General features: G+C 68.5%; 14 protein-coding genes. 11 read left to right on the forward strand and 3 right to left on the reverse strand.

Annotation, left to right across the window (positions count from 1 at the left end):
* Positions 1–20: 20 nt before the first annotated feature.
* Complete coding sequence (locus tag PZE19_RS08135; RefSeq protein ID WP_277860084.1) at positions 21–1142, reverse strand: site-2 protease family protein; 1122 nt, start codon at positions 1140–1142, stop codon at positions 21–23.
* A gap of 273 nt (positions 1143–1415) precedes the next feature.
* Between PZE19_RS08135 and PZE19_RS08140 the strand changes: the two genes are divergently transcribed.
* The gene (locus tag PZE19_RS08140; RefSeq protein WP_277860085.1) at positions 1416–2387 is read left to right on the forward strand and encodes a diguanylate cyclase; all 972 of its coding nucleotides are present in this window, start codon (positions 1416–1418) and stop codon (positions 2385–2387) included.
* A 105-nt stretch (positions 2388–2492) separates the two neighbouring features.
* Positions 2493–3365 carry a sugar phosphate isomerase/epimerase family protein gene (locus PZE19_RS08145; RefSeq protein WP_277860086.1) on the forward strand — a complete coding sequence of 291 codons (873 nt, stop codon included), beginning with the start codon at positions 2493–2495 and terminating at the stop codon, positions 3363–3365.
* A 297-nt stretch (positions 3366–3662) separates the two neighbouring features.
* On the opposite strand, the gene PZE19_RS08150 is transcribed toward PZE19_RS08145, so the two are convergent.
* Positions 3663–4010: an ArsR/SmtB family transcription factor gene (locus tag PZE19_RS08150; RefSeq protein WP_277860087.1), complete on the reverse strand. Its 348-nt coding sequence runs from the start codon at positions 4008–4010 to the stop codon at positions 3663–3665.
* A 312-nt stretch (positions 4011–4322) separates the two neighbouring features.
* On the opposite strand from PZE19_RS08150, the gene thrC reads away from it, so the two are divergent.
* The 6 genes from thrC to PZE19_RS08180 all read left to right on the forward strand — a co-directional run bounded on the left by thrC (position 4323) and on the right by PZE19_RS08180 (position 9574).
* Complete coding sequence (gene thrC, locus PZE19_RS08155) at positions 4323–5783, forward strand: threonine synthase (protein ID WP_277860088.1); 1461 nt, start codon at positions 4323–4325, stop codon at positions 5781–5783.
* A gap of 52 nt (positions 5784–5835) precedes the next feature.
* Positions 5836–6642, forward strand: coding sequence for a 4-hydroxy-tetrahydrodipicolinate reductase (dapB, locus tag PZE19_RS08160; protein ID WP_277860089.1), 807 nt, complete (start codon positions 5836–5838; stop codon positions 6640–6642).
* A gap of 29 nt (positions 6643–6671) precedes the next feature.
* Complete coding sequence (locus PZE19_RS08165; protein ID WP_277860090.1) at positions 6672–7052, forward strand: hypothetical protein; 381 nt, start codon at positions 6672–6674, stop codon at positions 7050–7052.
* Positions 7053–7086: 34 nt separating this feature from the next.
* Complete coding sequence (locus tag PZE19_RS08170) at positions 7087–7749, forward strand: cyclic-phosphate processing receiver domain-containing protein (RefSeq protein ID WP_277860091.1); 663 nt, start codon at positions 7087–7089, stop codon at positions 7747–7749.
* Complete coding sequence (locus tag PZE19_RS08175) at positions 7746–8678, forward strand: UDP-glucuronic acid decarboxylase family protein (RefSeq protein WP_277860092.1); 933 nt, start codon at positions 7746–7748, stop codon at positions 8676–8678. Before PZE19_RS08170 ends, PZE19_RS08175 begins: the two co-directional genes overlap by 4 nt.
* Before the next feature lie 125 nt (positions 8679–8803).
* Positions 8804–9574 (forward strand): GNAT family N-acetyltransferase, encoded by a 771-nt coding sequence (locus PZE19_RS08180; RefSeq protein WP_277860093.1) that lies wholly within the window; start codon positions 8804–8806, stop codon positions 9572–9574.
* Positions 9575–9583: 9 nt separating this feature from the next.
* Here PZE19_RS08180 and PZE19_RS08185 read toward each other — a convergent pair whose 3' ends face one another.
* Positions 9584–11182, reverse strand: coding sequence for a phytoene desaturase family protein (locus PZE19_RS08185; RefSeq protein ID WP_277860094.1), 1599 nt, complete (start codon positions 11180–11182; stop codon positions 9584–9586).
* Positions 11183–11458: 276 nt separating this feature from the next.
* Here PZE19_RS08185 and PZE19_RS08190 point away from each other — a divergent pair, with 276 nt between their 5' ends.
* The 3 genes from PZE19_RS08190 (at position 11459) to PZE19_RS08200 (ending at position 15976) form a co-directional block, all read left to right on the forward strand.
* Complete coding sequence (locus PZE19_RS08190) at positions 11459–12505, forward strand: 3'-5' exoribonuclease YhaM family protein (protein WP_277860095.1); 1047 nt, start codon at positions 11459–11461, stop codon at positions 12503–12505.
* Positions 12506–12674: 169 nt separating this feature from the next.
* The gene (locus PZE19_RS08195; protein ID WP_277860096.1) at positions 12675–13184 is read left to right on the forward strand and encodes a hypothetical protein; all 510 of its coding nucleotides are present in this window, start codon (positions 12675–12677) and stop codon (positions 13182–13184) included.
* Positions 13185–13789: 605 nt separating this feature from the next.
* Positions 13790–15976, forward strand: coding sequence for a glutamine synthetase III family protein (locus PZE19_RS08200; protein ID WP_277860097.1), 2187 nt, complete (start codon positions 13790–13792; stop codon positions 15974–15976).
* Positions 15977–16207: the final 231 nt, after the last annotated feature.

A 16207-nucleotide genomic window follows, 5' to 3' on the forward strand; every position in this document is an offset into this window, starting at 1 on the left:
GCGGAGCACTCTCGCCCGGTTCAGTACATGCGTTCGCCGCCGGCCGGGGCGACTGATCCGTCGCCGACCTTGCCGAGGGCCGCTCGCACCATCAGCAGTTCGCCCACGTTCTCCAGCGTCAGCAGGCCGACCATTTGGCCGTCGCGCGTCACCGGCACGCAGGGAGCGGCTCGCTCGCGGAGCATGGCGACGGCGACGACGAGCGGCCCGTCGGCCGCGACCGCCGGTGCTGCGGCCTCGGCGAACTCACGCACCGGGGCCTCCGGCCCGCGCGCGGCAAGGCCGGCCATCAGCCTCGCCCGGGTCAGCACGAGGGCCGCGCCCCCGTCGTCGACGACCGGGAAATCCTGCTGAGCGCCGGCGAGGAGCAGTTCCGCGGCCCGGCCCAACTTCTCCTCGGGGTGGAGGATCTGAAAGTCCGTTAGCATCGCATCGCGGACCGGGACGTCCTTCAACGCGGCGCGTTCGGCGACCTGCACGGCCTCTGCCTCGGCCCCGATCCACACGAAGAGGGCGATGAAGAGCAGCATCGGCGCCCCGTTGCCGAGCCCGAACAGCCCGAAGCCGATCGCCATCAACTGGCCCACCGATGCCGCCAGCCGGGTCGCCCGGGCGTAGGGCAGCCTCATCGCCAGCAGCGCGCGCAGCACCCTCCCGCCGTCCATCGGGAACGCCGGCAGCATGTTGAAGGCCGCCAGGAAGACGTTCACGAGCAGGAGCTTGGACCAGAAACCCTCGCGCAGGATCTCGTCCGTTCCCGAGGCCGTCGGGAATCGGACGCCGAAAACCCCCATCAAGACGGCGATGATCACGAGGTTCACCGCTGGGCCGGCCAGGGCCACCAGCAGCTCCTGGACCGGCTTTTCCGGGATTCGCTGGAGGCGGGCGACGCCGCCGATCGGCAGCAGCGTGATGTCCGACGTCGGCACGCCGAACCGCCGCGCGGTCAGTGCGTGCCCCAGTTCATGCAGCACGACGCACGCGAACAGGGCCACGACGAAGGCCCCTTGCTCCGCCCCCTGCCAAAGGTGCTGATGCTCCATGACCCCGGCCGCGACCAGCCAGATGATGAGGATCACGAACGTCCAGTGGAGATAGATCGGGATCCCGGCGACGCGACCCAGCTTCCAGGACCAAGACATCCGTCGACCTCCCTTCGTCCCTGTGCACCTTGCCGCGTCAGCCCTCATTCTATCGGTCTGGACCGGATCCAGCATCGTCGGCGGTCCCGTTCAGGTTTCCGCACGCTCATTTGACAAGGCCCGCGAGCGACCTAGGCTAGCGATAAGGGCCCGCGAACCGGAGCGTCCCGCCGACGGCCGCCGGCCCCCTTTGTGGACAAGACGGGGCGACAGAGGCTCTCGTCCCCGCGTCTCGACGCGGCGGCGGTCCATCCAGCGGAAATCGAGGCGGTCATGGACTTGAAGGCAACCACGCACATCTGCGTCTCGCCCGTCAAAGCCGAGGACGAGGACACGCAAGTCGTCCCTTCCCAGCCCATGTACCTGATCGTGGTCCACGGCGGCACGACCGGGACCATGCTCCGGATCGACGGGCCGGAGACGTCGCTGGGGAGAGGGGGCGACAACACCCACCAGTTCCACGAGGCCACCGTCTCGCGCCGCCATGCCGTCCTCTCCCATCGCGACGAGGGCCTGTCCTGGTTGACCGACCTGGGGAGCAGCAACGGCTCGTTCGTCGACAGCCGGCGGATCCCGCCGCGGACCCCCGTACGGATCGAGGACGGGGCCCGGATCCAGCTCGGTGCCGCCGTCGTCTTGAAGTACGTCAGCCTGGACCCCTGCGACGAGCGATTCCAGCGCGAGATGTTTGAGCGGACCGTCCGAGACAATTTGACCGGCCTCTACAACCGGGCTTACTTCCTGGAGCAAATCGGACCGCTCTGCGAGAGGAACCAGATGCGGAACCTGGGGACGGCGATCCTCATGGTGGACGTCGATCACTTCAAGAGGGTCAACGACACGTACGGCCACGACATCGGCGACGCCGCTCTCCGCGAGGTGGCCAAGTCGCTGCGAGACTCGACGCGATCCGACGACCTCGTCGCCCGCTACGGCGGCGAGGAATTCATCATCGCGCTGCCCGTCGCCTCGACCGAGCAGGCCCTGGAGCGCGCGGAGCAGATCCGGCTGATGCTCGCCCGACGGACGGTGCGGGCCGGGCGCCGGGAGTTGCGCATCACCGCCAGCGTGGGCCTGTCTTGCAGCCTGCTCGACCGGCCGCGGACCGTCAACGCCCTGATCGCCACGGCCGACATCGCGCTCTACGAGGCCAAACGATCCGGCCGCGACCGCGTGGTCGACGCCGGCCGGCTCCTGCTGGACGCCGAGCGCAGGACCGAATCGTGCGACGCCGTGGCCGTGTAGGCCGCCTCCCCTCGCGTCGGGGGTCGCCTTGGGCTATCATCGGTCGTGCGCCCGTTCCGGGGCGTTTCGACATCGAGCCCCGCGACCCAAAAAGGTGACGGTATCGTGCCCACGACGCCCGACGTCTCGTCGTCCCCGCGCCCCCTCCCGCCGTTCGCGCTGGGGGTGTGCAGCTGGAGTCTCCAGGTCAAGAACGTCAAGGAGCTGAAGGGCTTCCTCGACCAGCTGGGAGTGGACGTCGTCCAGATCGCCTGCGGCGACCCCCATCACGCCAGCTGGGAGGAGGGCGACGACCTTCCGGCCGCGGCCAACTCGGCCGGCTTCCGCATGACCGGAGCGATGCTCGGGTTCCCCGGCGAGGATTACACCACCCCCCAGTCGATCCAGCGGACCGGCGGCTTCGGCGACCCCGCCACTCGCGCCGAGCGGCTGGCGCGCCTCGACTGGGCCCTCGACCGCACGCTCGCGCTGGGCCTCTCCGACCTGACCCTCCACGCCGGCTTCCTGCCCGAACTCGACGACCCGGCGCGTTCCGAAATGCTCGGTGTCCTGGCGAAGGCGGGCGACGCGGCCTGGCGCAAGGGCGTGGTGCTCGCCTTCGAGACCGGCCAGGAGACGGCCGGGCTGTTGAGGCGCACGCTCGACGAGCTCCAGTCGCCGAGCATCAAGGTCAATTTCGACCCCGCCAACATGCTCCTCTACGACATGGGCGACCCGATCGAGGCCGTGAAGATCCTGGGCCCCGACATCCGTTCGGTCCACGTCAAAGACGCCCGCCGGCCGAAGATCGCGGGCGCCTGGGGCGAGGAAGTCCCGCTCGGGGAGGGCGACGTCGACATCCGCGCGTTCGTCAAGACCTTGAAGGACGTCGGCTACAACGGCCCGCTGGTGGTCGAGCGCGAGGTCGGCGATCAGCAGGGCCGGCTCCGCGACGTGGCCCGCGGCCTGGCCTTCCTCCGCGAATGCCTGGCGGGCTGAGCGAATCGCGGGCCGCAGCCCACCATGCGCGACCGGAGCTGAGGTTTCCTCGGAGTCGGCGGATGCCTCGAAACGTCCTGCCGTCGACCGCTGCGAACACGCCCCGGACGGCTGCCGGCCCTGGTTCCCGCCGATTAGGGGGGGACTGCAAGCGCCCCCCCTTAGCTTAGCACGCAGGGATGCTCGACGAAGGTTCGGCGCGTTCGTCCGCTGCGGAGACTCGCGTTACTCCGCCCTGAGGGCGGCTCGCCCGAGTCCCGGCGGCTTCGCCGGGACGCGAGAGGCCGAAGACGCCGATCAGCCGACGATGGAGTCGACCACTCGGGCCAGCTCGCGGCCGGCCTCGGTGAGGGCGTAATAATTGTGCTTGCCCGAGCGACGGGGCTCGATCAGCCGGCCGTGGCGCAGGAGCGCAAGGTGATGGCTGACGGCGGGCTGGCTCTGGGTGCCTAGATCGGTGCAGAGCTCGGTGACGTTCCGCTCCTTCTCGCTCAAGAGGAGGAGGACCTGGAGCCGGGTCGGGTCCGAGACCTGCTTGAGCAGCTCGGCGACGCGGCGGATCTCGGCGAGCTGGCGGGCGGACGCGGCGGCGGCCGTCTTCGTCGAACGGCTGGACGTCGTTGCGCGGGCAGAGGTTGCAGCCATCGCAATTCTCTCCTGGCTGGGCGGGTGTTGAATTGTGAGTCGGGCCGGTGCGGCCCTCGCACGACCAAGGCGGAGGCGAGAACTCAAGTTATAATAGAATAGACACATTCTTGTGTTCAGTCAAGCCTGCAATGGATGCGGCTTCCGCGTCGGCCTGGCGAACCGGCCCCGCGGCGCTCGGCTTGTCGCCGCGGGGGGATTGTCTTAGAGTGTCGAGGAGGTGCGCTGGCGGCGCGTCCGGGATCGGCCGCCCCTCCGCGCGACGGCGTCCATCCCCTCCGTCGCGCCCTTCCTCCGCTGAGAGTCCGAATGATGGCCGGGCACCCGACGCCGACGACCGAGTCCCCCCGACGCGCGACCGAGGCGGCTTATCAGCAGTGCTTGAACCCGTCTTGCGCGGCCACATTCGCCGTCGACGAGGCGCATTTCTCGTGTCCCCGCTGCGGCGACCTGATCGACGTCGTCTACGATTGGGACCGGTTGGCGACGCCCCGAACCCTGAAGGACTTCGAGGCCAAGTGGTCTCGGCAGCTCGACCCGCTCTGCTTCTCGGGGGTCTGGCGGTTCCGCGACCTTCTGCCGTTCGCGCCGCCGTCGCAAGTCGTGACGATCGGCGAGGGCCGCACGTTGTTGCAGAAGGCCGATAAGGTGGGCCGATCCGTGGGCATGGACCCCGGTCGCCTGATGCTCCAGTACGAAGGCATGAACCCCTCGGGGAGCTTCAAGGACAACGGCATGACCGCGGCGTTCACCCACGCCCGGATGATCGGCGCCCGCCGCGTCGCCTGCGCCAGCACCGGCAACACCTCGGCCGCGCTCGCCGTCTATTGCTCGGCGACGGACTTCGGCTTCAAGGCCATCATCTTCATCGGCTCGGGCAAGATCGCCTACGGCAAGCTCGCGCAGGCCCTGGATCACGGCGCGTTGACGGTCCAGATCGTCGGCGACTTCGACGACGCCATGAGCCGCGTCCGCGAGGTGGCCGACCGACTGGGCATCTACTTGATGAATTCGGTCAACCCCTTCCGACTCGAGGGGCAGAAGACCATCATGTACCGGGTGCTCGAGGCGATGGCCTGGGAGGTGCCGGACTGGATCGTCGTACCGGGTGGCAACCTCGGCAACTCGAGCGCGTTCGGCAAGGCGTTCATCGAGCTGGTCCACCTGGGGCTGATCTCACGGCCACCCCGGCTGGCCGTGATCAACGCCCACGGGGCCCGGACGCTACACGAGTTGTACGGCTCGCGGGAGATCCGCTGGCGCGACGGGCTCCCTGATTCCGACAAAGTCGACGCCTACTACGGCGAGCTCGACGCGGCCGGGGTCAAGGCGTCGACGATCGCCTCGGCCATCGAGATCAACCGGCCGGTCAACTTCAAGAAATGCCTCCGCGCCCTGGAGTTCTGCGACGGCGTCGTCCGCGAGGTCTCCGACCAGCAGATCATGGACGCCAAGGCCTGGGTCGGCGCCGGCGGCCTGGGCTGCGAGCCCGCCAGCGCGGCGAGCGTCGCCGGGGCGCGCCTGCTCCGCGAGGAAGGGGTCATCGCCCCCTCGGACCGGGTCGTCTGCATCCTCACCGGCCACCAGCTCAAGGATCCCACCGCGACCGTCGCCTACCACGGCGCCGATCAGGAGAATTTCGAGAAGGTCCTGGGCAGCCGGGGCGTGAAACGCGCGGGGTTCGCCAACCGTCCGGTCGTCGTGCCCAACGACATCGACGACATCATCCGCACCATCGCCCTCTACTCCGACTCGGGCCCGGCCGCCTCCTGAGCGGGGAACGGCCGAGACGACCCATGACGACTCCCGAAAGGAAGACCGGCCCGTGAGCACGGCGCGAATCCGCATTGGACTCCACGGCGCGATGGGCAGGATGGGCCTGAGGCTCGTCCAGCTCATGGCCGCCGACCCCCGCGTGGAGCTGGTCGCGGCGGTCGACCGCTCGCGGCTCGGCGAGGACGCCGGAGTCGCGGCCGGCGTCGGCCCGCTGGGCGTGAGCGTCCAAACGCTCGAGGCGCTCGACCTCAACGCCGCACGACCCGACGCCTTCATCGACTTCTCACACCCATCGGCGACCTCCGAGATCACCGCTTACTGTCGACGGGGGCGAATCCCAGTTGTGGTCGGCACGACCGGTCTCGAGGCCGACCAGGGCGAGCAGCTATCCGCCGCGGCGGCCGAGATCCCTGTGCTGACCTCGCCCAACATGAGCCGGGCGGTCAACGTCCTGATGAAGCTCGTGGGCCAGGCCGCAGCGGCGATGGGCGTCGAGGCGGACGTCGAGATCATCGAGCGCCACCACCGCCTGAAGAAAGACGCCCCCAGCGGCACGGCCCTGCGGCTCGCCGAAATCGTCGAGGCCGCTACGGGTGCCGGCCCCCTGGTGCACGGCCGCGAGGGCCAGGTCGGCGAACGGCCCCGGGGCGAGATCGGGATGCACGCCGTCCGCGCCGGCGACTGCCCGGGCGAACACACGGTGATGTTCGCCGTCGGCGGCGACACGCTCGAGTTGAGCCATCGCGCCCTGAACCGCGACGGCTTCGTCCGGGGTGCGATCGACGCCGCCGTGTTCCTCGCCGGCAAGCCCCCCGGTTCTTACACGATGGCCCATGTGCTAGAATCGGCGAGATAGGGAGAGGTCCCCCGGAGGCTCCGCCGGACATGGCTCGTTGCGATCAAGGGTATCTTTGCGCGGTCTGCGGCGAAGAAGTCGAGGACCTGCTCGAGTCCGACCTCTACCTCCGCTACGTGCTGGGAGAAGTCGACCCCGAGCTGCTTCACAAGCTGCCCGAGCGGCACATCCGTTGCAATCCATCGCTGGCGCAGTTCATCGTCGATGAATCGTTCCCGACGGCGGCTTCGGACGGCCTTTTCGCCAAGGCGGCACTCGACCCCCCGTTCGTCGCCGAGGAAGAGGAGCGCGTCAGCGCCGGGTATCGGAGGCTGAAAGCCCTGGCGGTACGAGGCGAATCGATCCTGGACTACCCCCTGGCCAAGGCCCGGGACGCGGCCGAAGAATCCGGAGGCCGCGGCCGCGAATGACCTCGGCCGGCGGCCGGGAGGGGAGGTCGCTCCCGTGATCGAAGTCCCCAGGACCACGGAGGCCGATGTCCCATCGTCGCCGGTCGAGGCGGCCCCCGCGACGCCGGACGGCGGCGTCGCGCCCGAGCCTCGCCTCCGCCGCATCCTCTTCCTCGACGACGACCCCCGTCGCGCCGAAGTCTTCCTGGTCCGCTGCCCGCAGGCGATCTGGGTCATGACGGCCGACGACTGCATCGCCCGCCTGGCAGAGGCCTGGGACGAGGTCCACCTCGACCACGACCTGGGAGGTGAGCGGTACGTCGACGTGAATCGGAACGATTGCGGGATGGCCGTCGTCCGCTGGATTTGCGCCGAGGAGCGCGGGCCCGTGCGCTCGGCCCGGTTTTTCATCCACAGCTATAACTTCGCCGCCGCCTCGCTGATGGTCGAGTGCCTGCTCCAGAACGGCTACGCGGCCGAGTTCCGCCCCTTCGGATTCGACCTCGTCGACTTCCTCTCTTTCGAACCTCCTCCGCCGCCCCGTCGGACATTCTGGCGACGCCTGGCCGGCTTCTGGCGGCGGCTCGTCGGCGGAACGGCGTCAGGCTCCCTGGTGACGGCCAGCCACGTGACTGGCTATGATAGGGGTCCACACCCTGCGGGATTAGACCCTCAGGTCGGTCGGGGATCGGCGGCGACATCGGAGAAACAGCCTTGAGAACGGTCATCACGGGCGGCGCGGGCTTCGTCGGATCGCACCTCTGCGAACGCTTCCTCGCCGAGGGCGACGAGGTGGTCTGCGTCGACAACCTGCTGACGGGCGCGCTCAGGAACATCGACCACCTGAACGCGAACCCGCGATTCCGGTTCGTCGAGCACAACGTCTCCGAGCCTCTGGAGATCGACGGCGAGGTCGACAACATCCTCCACTTCGCCAGCCCCGCCAGCCCCGCCGACTACCTCGCCCACCCGATCCCGACGCTCAAGGTCGGCGCCTTGGGCACTCACAACGCCCTCGGCCTCGCCAAGGCCAAGGACGCCCGGTTCCTGCTGGCCAGCACCTCCGAGGTTTACGGAGACCCCGACGTCCACCCTCAGGTCGAGGAATACTGGGGCCACGTCAACCCGATCGGGCCTCGCGGCTGCTACGACGAGGCCAAGCGCTTCGCCGAGGCCATCACCATGGCGTATCACCGCTACCACGGCGTGAAGACCCATATCGTCCGGATCTTCAACACCTACGGCCCGCGCATGCGGCTCAACGACGGCCGGGTCCTCCCGAACTTCATGAAGCAGGCGCTCCGCGGCGAGCCGATCACTCTCTACGGCGACGGCGCCCAGACCCGCAGTTTCTGCTTCGTGACCGACCTGGTGGACGGGATTTACCGCCTGCTCCACTCCGACTACGCACTGCCCGTCAACATTGGCAATCCCTCGGAGATCACCGTCACCCAGCTCGCCCAGGAGATCCTGGCCCTGGTCGAGGGGACGAAGAGCCGGATCATCTACGAGGATCTGCCTGAAGACGACCCCAAGCGGCGGCGGCCCGACATCACCAAAGCCCAGACGATCCTGGGCTGGAACCCGACGGTCGACCGGGCCGAAGGTCTCAAGACGACCCTCGCCTATTTCCGCTCCGTGGTCTGAGCGCCCCGTCGACAGGCGGCGATGAGGCGGCTCCGAACCTTTGCCTCCCACGTCAGGTCCATCCCCGCGGAGGCGTCGCCGATCCCGGCTGCGCCACGGTGACGTCTTCGCGGAAAGCCCTCACGATGCCGACGGATCTCGACTCGCGGACCCCCCGAATCGCCGCCTACCTTCGCGCCAATATCGTTGAAGGGGGCGGTGGTCGCGAAGGCGTCTTCACGATCCAACACGACCGGGACGACGCCAACATCTACCGCAACTACGCGGTCCCGGACGATGGCTCCGAGCCGGATGATGCGGCCGTCGCCGGCCTCATCGCCCTTTTCGTGGAGCTGAACCGGACGCCGAGGCTGGAGTACATCCCCGAACTGGCCCCAGCCCTGCTGTCGAGGCTGGAGGCGGGCGGGTTCCGGATCGAGCGGGAGACGCCGCTGCTGTCCTGTTCCCCCTCTGTCCTACCGGCACCTTACCCAATCGGGCTCGAATGGCCGGCCGCCGAGGATCTAGCGGGGCTCGAAGAGGCCGCACGCATCCAGAACGAGGCCTTCGGCGCGACTGAGACGACTCAGTCGGACGTGGAGCGGCTGCGTCAGATGGTGCTCCGCGGGGGAGCCGTCGCCCTGATCCGCGACGCCGAGACCGGCGCGGGTCTGGGCTCCGGCGTCTTCACGCCGCCGATCGCAAGCGTGGCCGAGATCGCGGCCGTGGCCGTCCGAGCAGCGGCGCGGGGGCGGGGGATCGGGTCGAGCCTCGCCGCGTCCCTGGGCCGCCGAGCTATCGAGCAGGGCGTCGATTGCCCGTTCCTCATGGCATCTCCCGAGGACGAGAAGGGGATCTACCGACGCGCCGGCTACACGTCCTTCGGCCGGGTCCTGCACATCTCGATCCCCCGTTGACGCGTCCTTCTACTCGCCAAGAATTTCCATGGCGGCGTTGCGGCCGTTGACGGCGATCACGCTCCCGCCCGGGTGCGTGCAGGCCCCGCACAGGAACACGCCCGGCATCGGCGTCCTCGGCGACAGCCGATTTTCCCACATGTAGGACGGCAGGCATTCGCCCTGGAAAATATGCCCGCCCGTGAGGCCGACCCGGGACTCGACGTCCGGCGGCCCCAGGGTCTGGGCGTCGATGATCGCGTCGGGGAAGTTCTCGCAGAACCGCCCGATCGAGTCGATCGCCAGTCTCTTGACCTCGTCCCGGCGCGAGTCCCAGTCGCCCTCGGCGAAGGCGTAGGGGACGTACTGTGCGAAGACGCTCATCGTATGGACGCCCTGGGGCGCGACGCTCGGGTCATGAGCCGTGTGAAAGTAGAGTTCGGTCCAGAGCCGGGCCGGCAGCTCGCCGCGACGCGACGCCTGATAGCCCTGGTCCCACTCCGTCTTCTTCAACGGCGTGTTGATCTGGCCCAGATGATGAGGCTCGGAGGTGCCAGGCCGCGCCTTGAAGCTGGGCAACTCCCTCAGTGCGACGTTCATCTTCAGCGTGCAGCCGAGCTGCGGCACGGACTCGACGCGCGACTTCCACACGCCGTCGGCCGCGGTCCCGAGCATCTTTAAGGTGGCCCTAGGGTCTGCGTTGGAGACGACGGTCGCGGCGTGGATCCTCTCGCCTCCCGTCAGTTCCACACCTTCGCCGGGGATGATCCGCGCGACCGAGGCACCCGTCGCGACGACGGCCCCGAGATCTCGCGCCGCGTCGCAGAGGAGGAACGAGACCATCCCCATCCCCCCCTCCACGTATCCCCACTGCCCGGGAACGCCTCCCAGCCGGCCCGACTGGTGGTGGAAGTGGATGGACGCCGTCCCCGGGTCGCTCGGGCTGGCGTTGGTGCCGATGACTCCCTGGCCCAGGTAGGCCATCTGGAGCCGCTCGTCCTGGAAGTAATGCTCGACGCACTCGACCATCGACCAGTCGAACAGGAACCGCCGCGCCTCGTGGTCGCCCCCCAGGCGCTCGTCGATCTGCTCGATCGTCGGGGCCTTGCCAAGCCAGACGTCGGCGTCGCCTTCGGGACGGAGGGCGTCGCGGAGCCTCCCCTTCACCGAGCCGAAGTCGCGCCAGCCCTCGACGTCCATCGGCGAGAGCCGGCGGATCTCCCCCTCGCACCGTTCGTCGTCGTCCCAGAGCTGGATGCTGCTGCCATCCTCGAACGGGACGAACAAACCGGCCGTGGCGGGGGTCCACCGGAAGCCATAGGCGGGCAGGCGCAAGTCCTCGATCACCTTCGGGTGGAGGAGTCCGACCAGGTACGCGCACGGCGAGAGCTTGAAGCCGGGCCAGACCTCCTCGATCGTGCAGGCGCCCCCCACCCGTTCCCGCGACTCCAGCACCAGGACCGACTTCCCCGCCCGCGCGAGGTACGCCGCGGCCGTCAGTCCGTTGTGCCCGGCGCCGACCACGATCACGTCCCACCGCTTCCCCGCGATCTCCCGGATCGGCGTCTCAATCTCCATCTTGCCAAGGGTTTCGAGCGTCGTCCGTCGGCCCCCGGGTGTGGTCGCCATGGGTGCTTCGCTTTCCTCGGAATGAGAATCCAGATGAGCCGTATGCTGGCGAGCCGCGACCGCAATCGACGGCCGACCACCCCAAGATAACCTGGCCGGCCCTTGCAAGCTAACGGTGCGGTCGTCGCATTCCCACCGCGTGATGGGCCGAAAAGCGCGCCCCCGGCAAGGGCCATGGTGTAAACTTGACTCGTGCCGCGGCTGCCGGAGACGGCCGATCTGCCTCGACGAGATGGGAGATCGCGGCCGCTCTCCCGATGGAGGGATGGGATCGTCATGGCTTCGACCTCGACCGTCATTACTCGGCTCTCGGACCTGGTCGACGGTCAGGAAGCCGTGTGCTTCGCGGCGCTCGTCAAGGTGACGCGCGGCGTCACGAAGTCGAACCAGCCTTTCATCAAGTGCCTCTTCCGAGACAAGCAGGTCGCCTACGAGGCTCCGCTTTGGCACGACCACCGTTACTTTCCCGAGGCCGGCTCGTGGGTCGAGGGATTGGCGTACCGGATCCAGGTCCGCGCCAGCTTCAACCTCCGCTTCGGGATGCAGCTCGACCTGCTCCACGTCCGACCCGCGATCGACGACGACGCCGGCGACGGATTCAACTTCTTCGACCTCGTCGAGAGCAGCCAGTACGACCCCCAGAACCTCCTCGACTCGATCTATCGACGCATCCGCAAGTTCGTCCAGGAACCCCACCTCCAGCAGCTTGTGCTGCGGATCCTGGACGACAACGCCGAGCTCTTCAAGAAGATGCCGGCCGCGCAGGCGATGCACCACAACTACACCGGCGGCCTGCTCGAACACGTCTGGAGCATGAGCCGGGTCGGCGAGATGCTCGTCGAGCATTACGCGAGCTATTACAACACGCTCAACCCGCCGTTCGACAAGGGCGTCGTGATGGCCTCGATCATCCTCCACGACATCGGCAAGCTCAGGGAGCTGTCATACCACCCCGTCGAGGCGCGATACACCAAGGAAGGCTCGCTGGTGGGCCACATCCTGATGGGCCGCGACCTCGTCCGCGAGACGGCGAAGACCATCGAGGGCTTCCCGGAAGAGACGCTCCTCTGCCTGGAGCACGCCATCCTGTCGCACCACGGCAAGCGCGAGTTCGGCGCGCCGGTCGTGCCGATGACCATTGAGGCGCTCCTGGTCTCGTTCATCGACGACCTCGACGCCAAGATGAACGTCGTCGCCCGCCAGCGTCTGCTCTCGAAGACCGAGGACGAGTTCACCGACCGCGTCTTCGCGCTCGAGAATCGGCGGATCTACAAGGGGATCCCGGTCGAGAACGGCCAGGCCGACGAGGACTGCGCCTTCTGATCGCGGCCGCAGGGCCCAGGCTCGAAGTCCGACCTCCGCGCCCCGGTCCGCCTCCGGGGCGTCGTCGCGCGCCTGGCCATCGCGGGGGCCCAAGGATAGAATGCGGACGTGGGCCGCCGCCGTCGCGGCGACCTCGATCTTCACATGAACACGAGATAAAGGAAATCCTATGGACCGGATCTTGCGACTCGGGGCTCCGGCCCTGGCGCTGGCCGTGCTGGTCGGCTGCGGGGGCGCCCAGGAGGACGCCATGCCGACGACGTCCACGAAGGAGGCGCCCGGGCTCCCGCCCGTCGTCGCGCCGTCCAAGGACGTGGCCCCGAACCCCGCCCCCAGCCGCGCCGAGCCCGTCGCGCCGATCCCCTCGGCGACCGAGGCCGCCCCGGCCCCGGCCGGCGAGCCGAAGAAGGAGGGCGAGCCGGCCCTCGAAGCGCCCAAGGCCGCCGTCGTCAAGTTGAGCGATGAGGAGCTGGCGAACGTCAAAAAGCTCCCGGCCGACGAGCAGGAGGCCGCGCTCAAGCAGGCCGTGTGCCCGGTCAGCGACGAGCACCTCGGCGCGATGGACGTCCCCATCAAGGTCACGGCCGAGGGCCGGACGTTCTACCTCTGCTGCAAGGGCTGCGAGAAGGACGTCGCCGCCGACGCCAAGGCCGTGATCGCCAAGCTCGACAAGAAGTAATCCGGGCCGTCCCCGGGCCGCCCCTCCCCCTCTCGCCGGGGGGCGGCCCCCGCCCACTCCGCCCTTTCATCGCGATCGGAACATCGCCTCACACTTCCATATACGAGGTCGATGAAGGTCTGGCGACGGCCCCGGGCCGTCGGTATAATCGCCGCCTGCGAGAATGGGATCTCGAATCCCGCCCGGTCGAACGGGCGGGGGTTCCAACGCAATCCCAGGATCGGCGACTCTCCCGCGCTGAGACGAGACGGCGGCGCGGCCGACCGCGGGCGCGACTTGACGAAGACGTCCGGCCTCTCCCGGAACGCTTCGGCGCCCCCGACGGCCGCAGGCCGGCTCGCCGGCCTTGCATTCGCGACGACGAGTCAGCCTCGGACGGCGTCCCAGCCCGCTGCGGCGACGTCCCGGGAACCACGCCTCATCGACGAACATCAAGGCTCTCCGGATCGATCGGCGTTCCCAGACTCCGCGCCTCGCTTCGAGATCGAAGACCGCAGTCGCCCGGCCGCGGCGAGCCCTCGCCGCCGGCCCTCCGGCGACTCCGTCGTCGAAGTCGACCGGCGCGCCCCGGACCCACCTATCAAACGGATCGATGGAGCCTTTCGATGTCACACGACAGCGCACGTGAAGCCGCGGTGGAAGCGATCACATCCTGGACGAACATGGGCCGAAGGGCGCCCAAGTCGGTCACGCCGATCACCCAACTCTTCGGGATGAACGTCTTCTCCGACGACGTCATGAGGGCCCGCCTGCCGGAGAACGTCTACCGGACGCTGCGGAACACCGTGAAGAAGGGCGCGCCCCTCGATCCTTCCGTCGCCGACGTCGTCGCGACGGCGATGAAGGAGTGGGCGATGGAGCGCGGCGCCACCCACTACACGCACTGGTTCCAGCCGATGACCGGCCTCACGGCCGAGAAGCACGACTCGTTCCTCTCGCCGACCGAGGCCGGCACCGCGATCGCCGAGTTCAGCGGCAAGGAGCTGGTCCGCGGCGAGCCCGACGCGTCGAGCTTCCCCTCGGGCGGCATCCGCTCCACCTTCGAGGCCCGCGGCTACACCGCCTGGGATCCCACCAGCCCGGCCTTCATCCTCGACAACCCCAACGGCACGACCCTCTGCATCCCGACCGCCTTCTGCTCGTGGACGGGCGAGGCGCTCGACAAGAAGACCCCCCTGCTCCGCTCGGTCGAGGCCCTCTCGGCCCAGGCCGTCCGCGTCCTGAAGCTCTTCGGCTCGGCCGCGACCCGCGTCGGCACGACCGCCGGCCCCGAGCAGGAATACTTCCTGATCGACAAGAACTTCTACTTCGCCCGCCCCGACCTCATCAACGCCGGCCGCACCCTCTTCGGCGCCAAGCCCCCCAAGGGGCAGGAGATGGAAGACCACTACTTCGGCTCCATCCCCGAGCGCGTCCTGGCCTGCATGCTCGAGACCGAGAACGAGCTGTACAAGCTGGGCGTCCCGGTCAAGACCCGTCACAACGAGGTCTCGCCGGCCCAGTATGAAATCGCGCCGATGTACGAGAGCGCGAACGTCGCCACCGACCACAACATGCTGGTCATGGAGACGCTCAAGCGGGTCGCCGACCGCTACGGCCTGCAGGCCCTGCTGCACGAGAAGCCCTTCGCCGGCGTCAACGGCTCCGGCAAGCACGTGAACTGGTCGATGTCGGACGACCTGGGGAACAACCTGCTGAGCCCCGGCGCCACGCCCTACGCCAACGCCCAGTTCTTGGTGTTCCTCGCCGCGGTCATCCGCGCCGTCTCCCGCCACGGCGACCTGATGCGCGTGGCCGTCGCCCACGCCGGCAACGACCACCGCCTCGGCGCCAATGAAGCCCCGCCGGCGATCATCTCGGTGTTCCTGGGCGACATGCTCGAGGACATCGTCGACCAGATCGAGAAGGGCGGAGCCAAGACCGCGAAGGCGGGCGGCGAGCTGAAGGTCGGCGTGTCCGTCCTGCCGGTCCTCCCCCGCGACCCGGGCGATCGCAACCGCACGAGCCCCTTCGCCTTCACCGGCAACAAGTTCGAGTTCCGCGCCGCGGGCTCGGCCCAGTCGATCGCCGGCCCGATCGTCGTCCTGAACACGATCGTGTCCGAGAGCCTCGACTACATCTCCACGCAGCTCGAGCAGGCCGTCGCGGCCGGCAAGGACCTCAACGCCGAGATCCAGACGCTGCTCCAGGCGGTGATCAAGGAATCCCGCCACATCGTCTTCAACGGCGACAACTACAGCGAGGCCTGGCACGCCGAGGCCGCCAAGCGAGGCCTGCCCAACCGTCGCTCGACCATCGACAGCCTCCCCGACTTCGTCTCGCCGAAGTCGATCGCGCTCTTTGGCAAGTACGGCGTCTTCTCGGAGCGCGAGCTGCACTCGCGGTTCGAGATCTTCCTGGAAAACTACCGGAAGACGATCACCATCGAGTCGCAGCTCACCCTGCTGATCGCCGGGCGGATGATCCTGCCGGCCGCCCTACGCTATCAGGGCGAGGTGGCCGACTCGATCGCCAAGCTGAAGGGCGCCGGGGTCACCGCCCCCAAGGGCCAGACGGCGCTTCTCGACGAGCTAGTCTCGACCATCGACGAGTTGCAGACGGCCACCGACAAGCTCAGCGACATCGCCGAAGAGCACCCCAGCGGCGACTCGCTCGACCACGCCAAGCACTCGCGCGACGTCGTCATCCCCGCGATGAACGCCGTCCGCGCCGCCGGCGACAAGCTCGAAGCCCTCGTCGCCAGCGACCTCTGGCCGCTGCCGACGTACCAGGAAATGCTGTTCATCAAGTAATCTTGATGGACGAAGACATCGACGCCCGTCGCGGCCGCGGCGGGCGTCGTCGATCCTCCATCCGGGGGCCGCGATCTCGCGGCCCCATTTTCATTTTTCTCCCCTTCGCATCTCCCGCGAGTCGAGCGACCGGGACTTCAAGCACATCGCGGGCGGTCTCATCCGCCCTCGCGAAGAAGTGCCGCGGCGCTCGTGCAGGGGGTCGCCGAATGGGGACCCCTGGGAACACGA

The sequence above is a fragment of the Paludisphaera mucosa genome, from assembly GCF_029589435.1.
In the GTDB taxonomy this organism is placed as follows: Bacteria; Planctomycetota; Planctomycetia; order Isosphaerales; family Isosphaeraceae; genus Paludisphaera; species Paludisphaera mucosa.

Coding starts and splice junctions, on each gene's coding strand:
- PZE19_RS08135 (WP_277860084.1), bottom strand. CDS start 1,142: ATGTCTTGGTCCTGGAAGCTGGGTCGCGTCGCCGGGATCCCGATCTAT.
- PZE19_RS08140 (WP_277860085.1), top strand. CDS start 1,416: ATGGACTTGAAGGCAACCACGCACATCTGCGTCTCGCCCGTCAAAGCC.
- PZE19_RS08150 (WP_277860087.1), bottom strand. CDS start 4,010: ATGGCTGCAACCTCTGCCCGCGCAACGACGTCCAGCCGTTCGACGAAG.
- thrC (WP_277860088.1), top strand. CDS start 4,323: ATGGCCGGGCACCCGACGCCGACGACCGAGTCCCCCCGACGCGCGACC.
- PZE19_RS08165 (WP_277860090.1), top strand. CDS start 6,672: ATGGCTCGTTGCGATCAAGGGTATCTTTGCGCGGTCTGCGGCGAAGAA.
- PZE19_RS08180 (WP_277860093.1), top strand. CDS start 8,804: ATGCCGACGGATCTCGACTCGCGGACCCCCCGAATCGCCGCCTACCTT.
- PZE19_RS08185 (WP_277860094.1), bottom strand. CDS start 11,182: ATGGCGACCACACCCGGGGGCCGACGGACGACGCTCGAAACCCTTGGC.
- PZE19_RS08190 (WP_277860095.1), top strand. CDS start 11,459: ATGGCTTCGACCTCGACCGTCATTACTCGGCTCTCGGACCTGGTCGAC.
- PZE19_RS08195 (WP_277860096.1), top strand. CDS start 12,675: ATGGACCGGATCTTGCGACTCGGGGCTCCGGCCCTGGCGCTGGCCGTG.
- PZE19_RS08200 (WP_277860097.1), top strand. CDS start 13,790: ATGTCACACGACAGCGCACGTGAAGCCGCGGTGGAAGCGATCACATCC.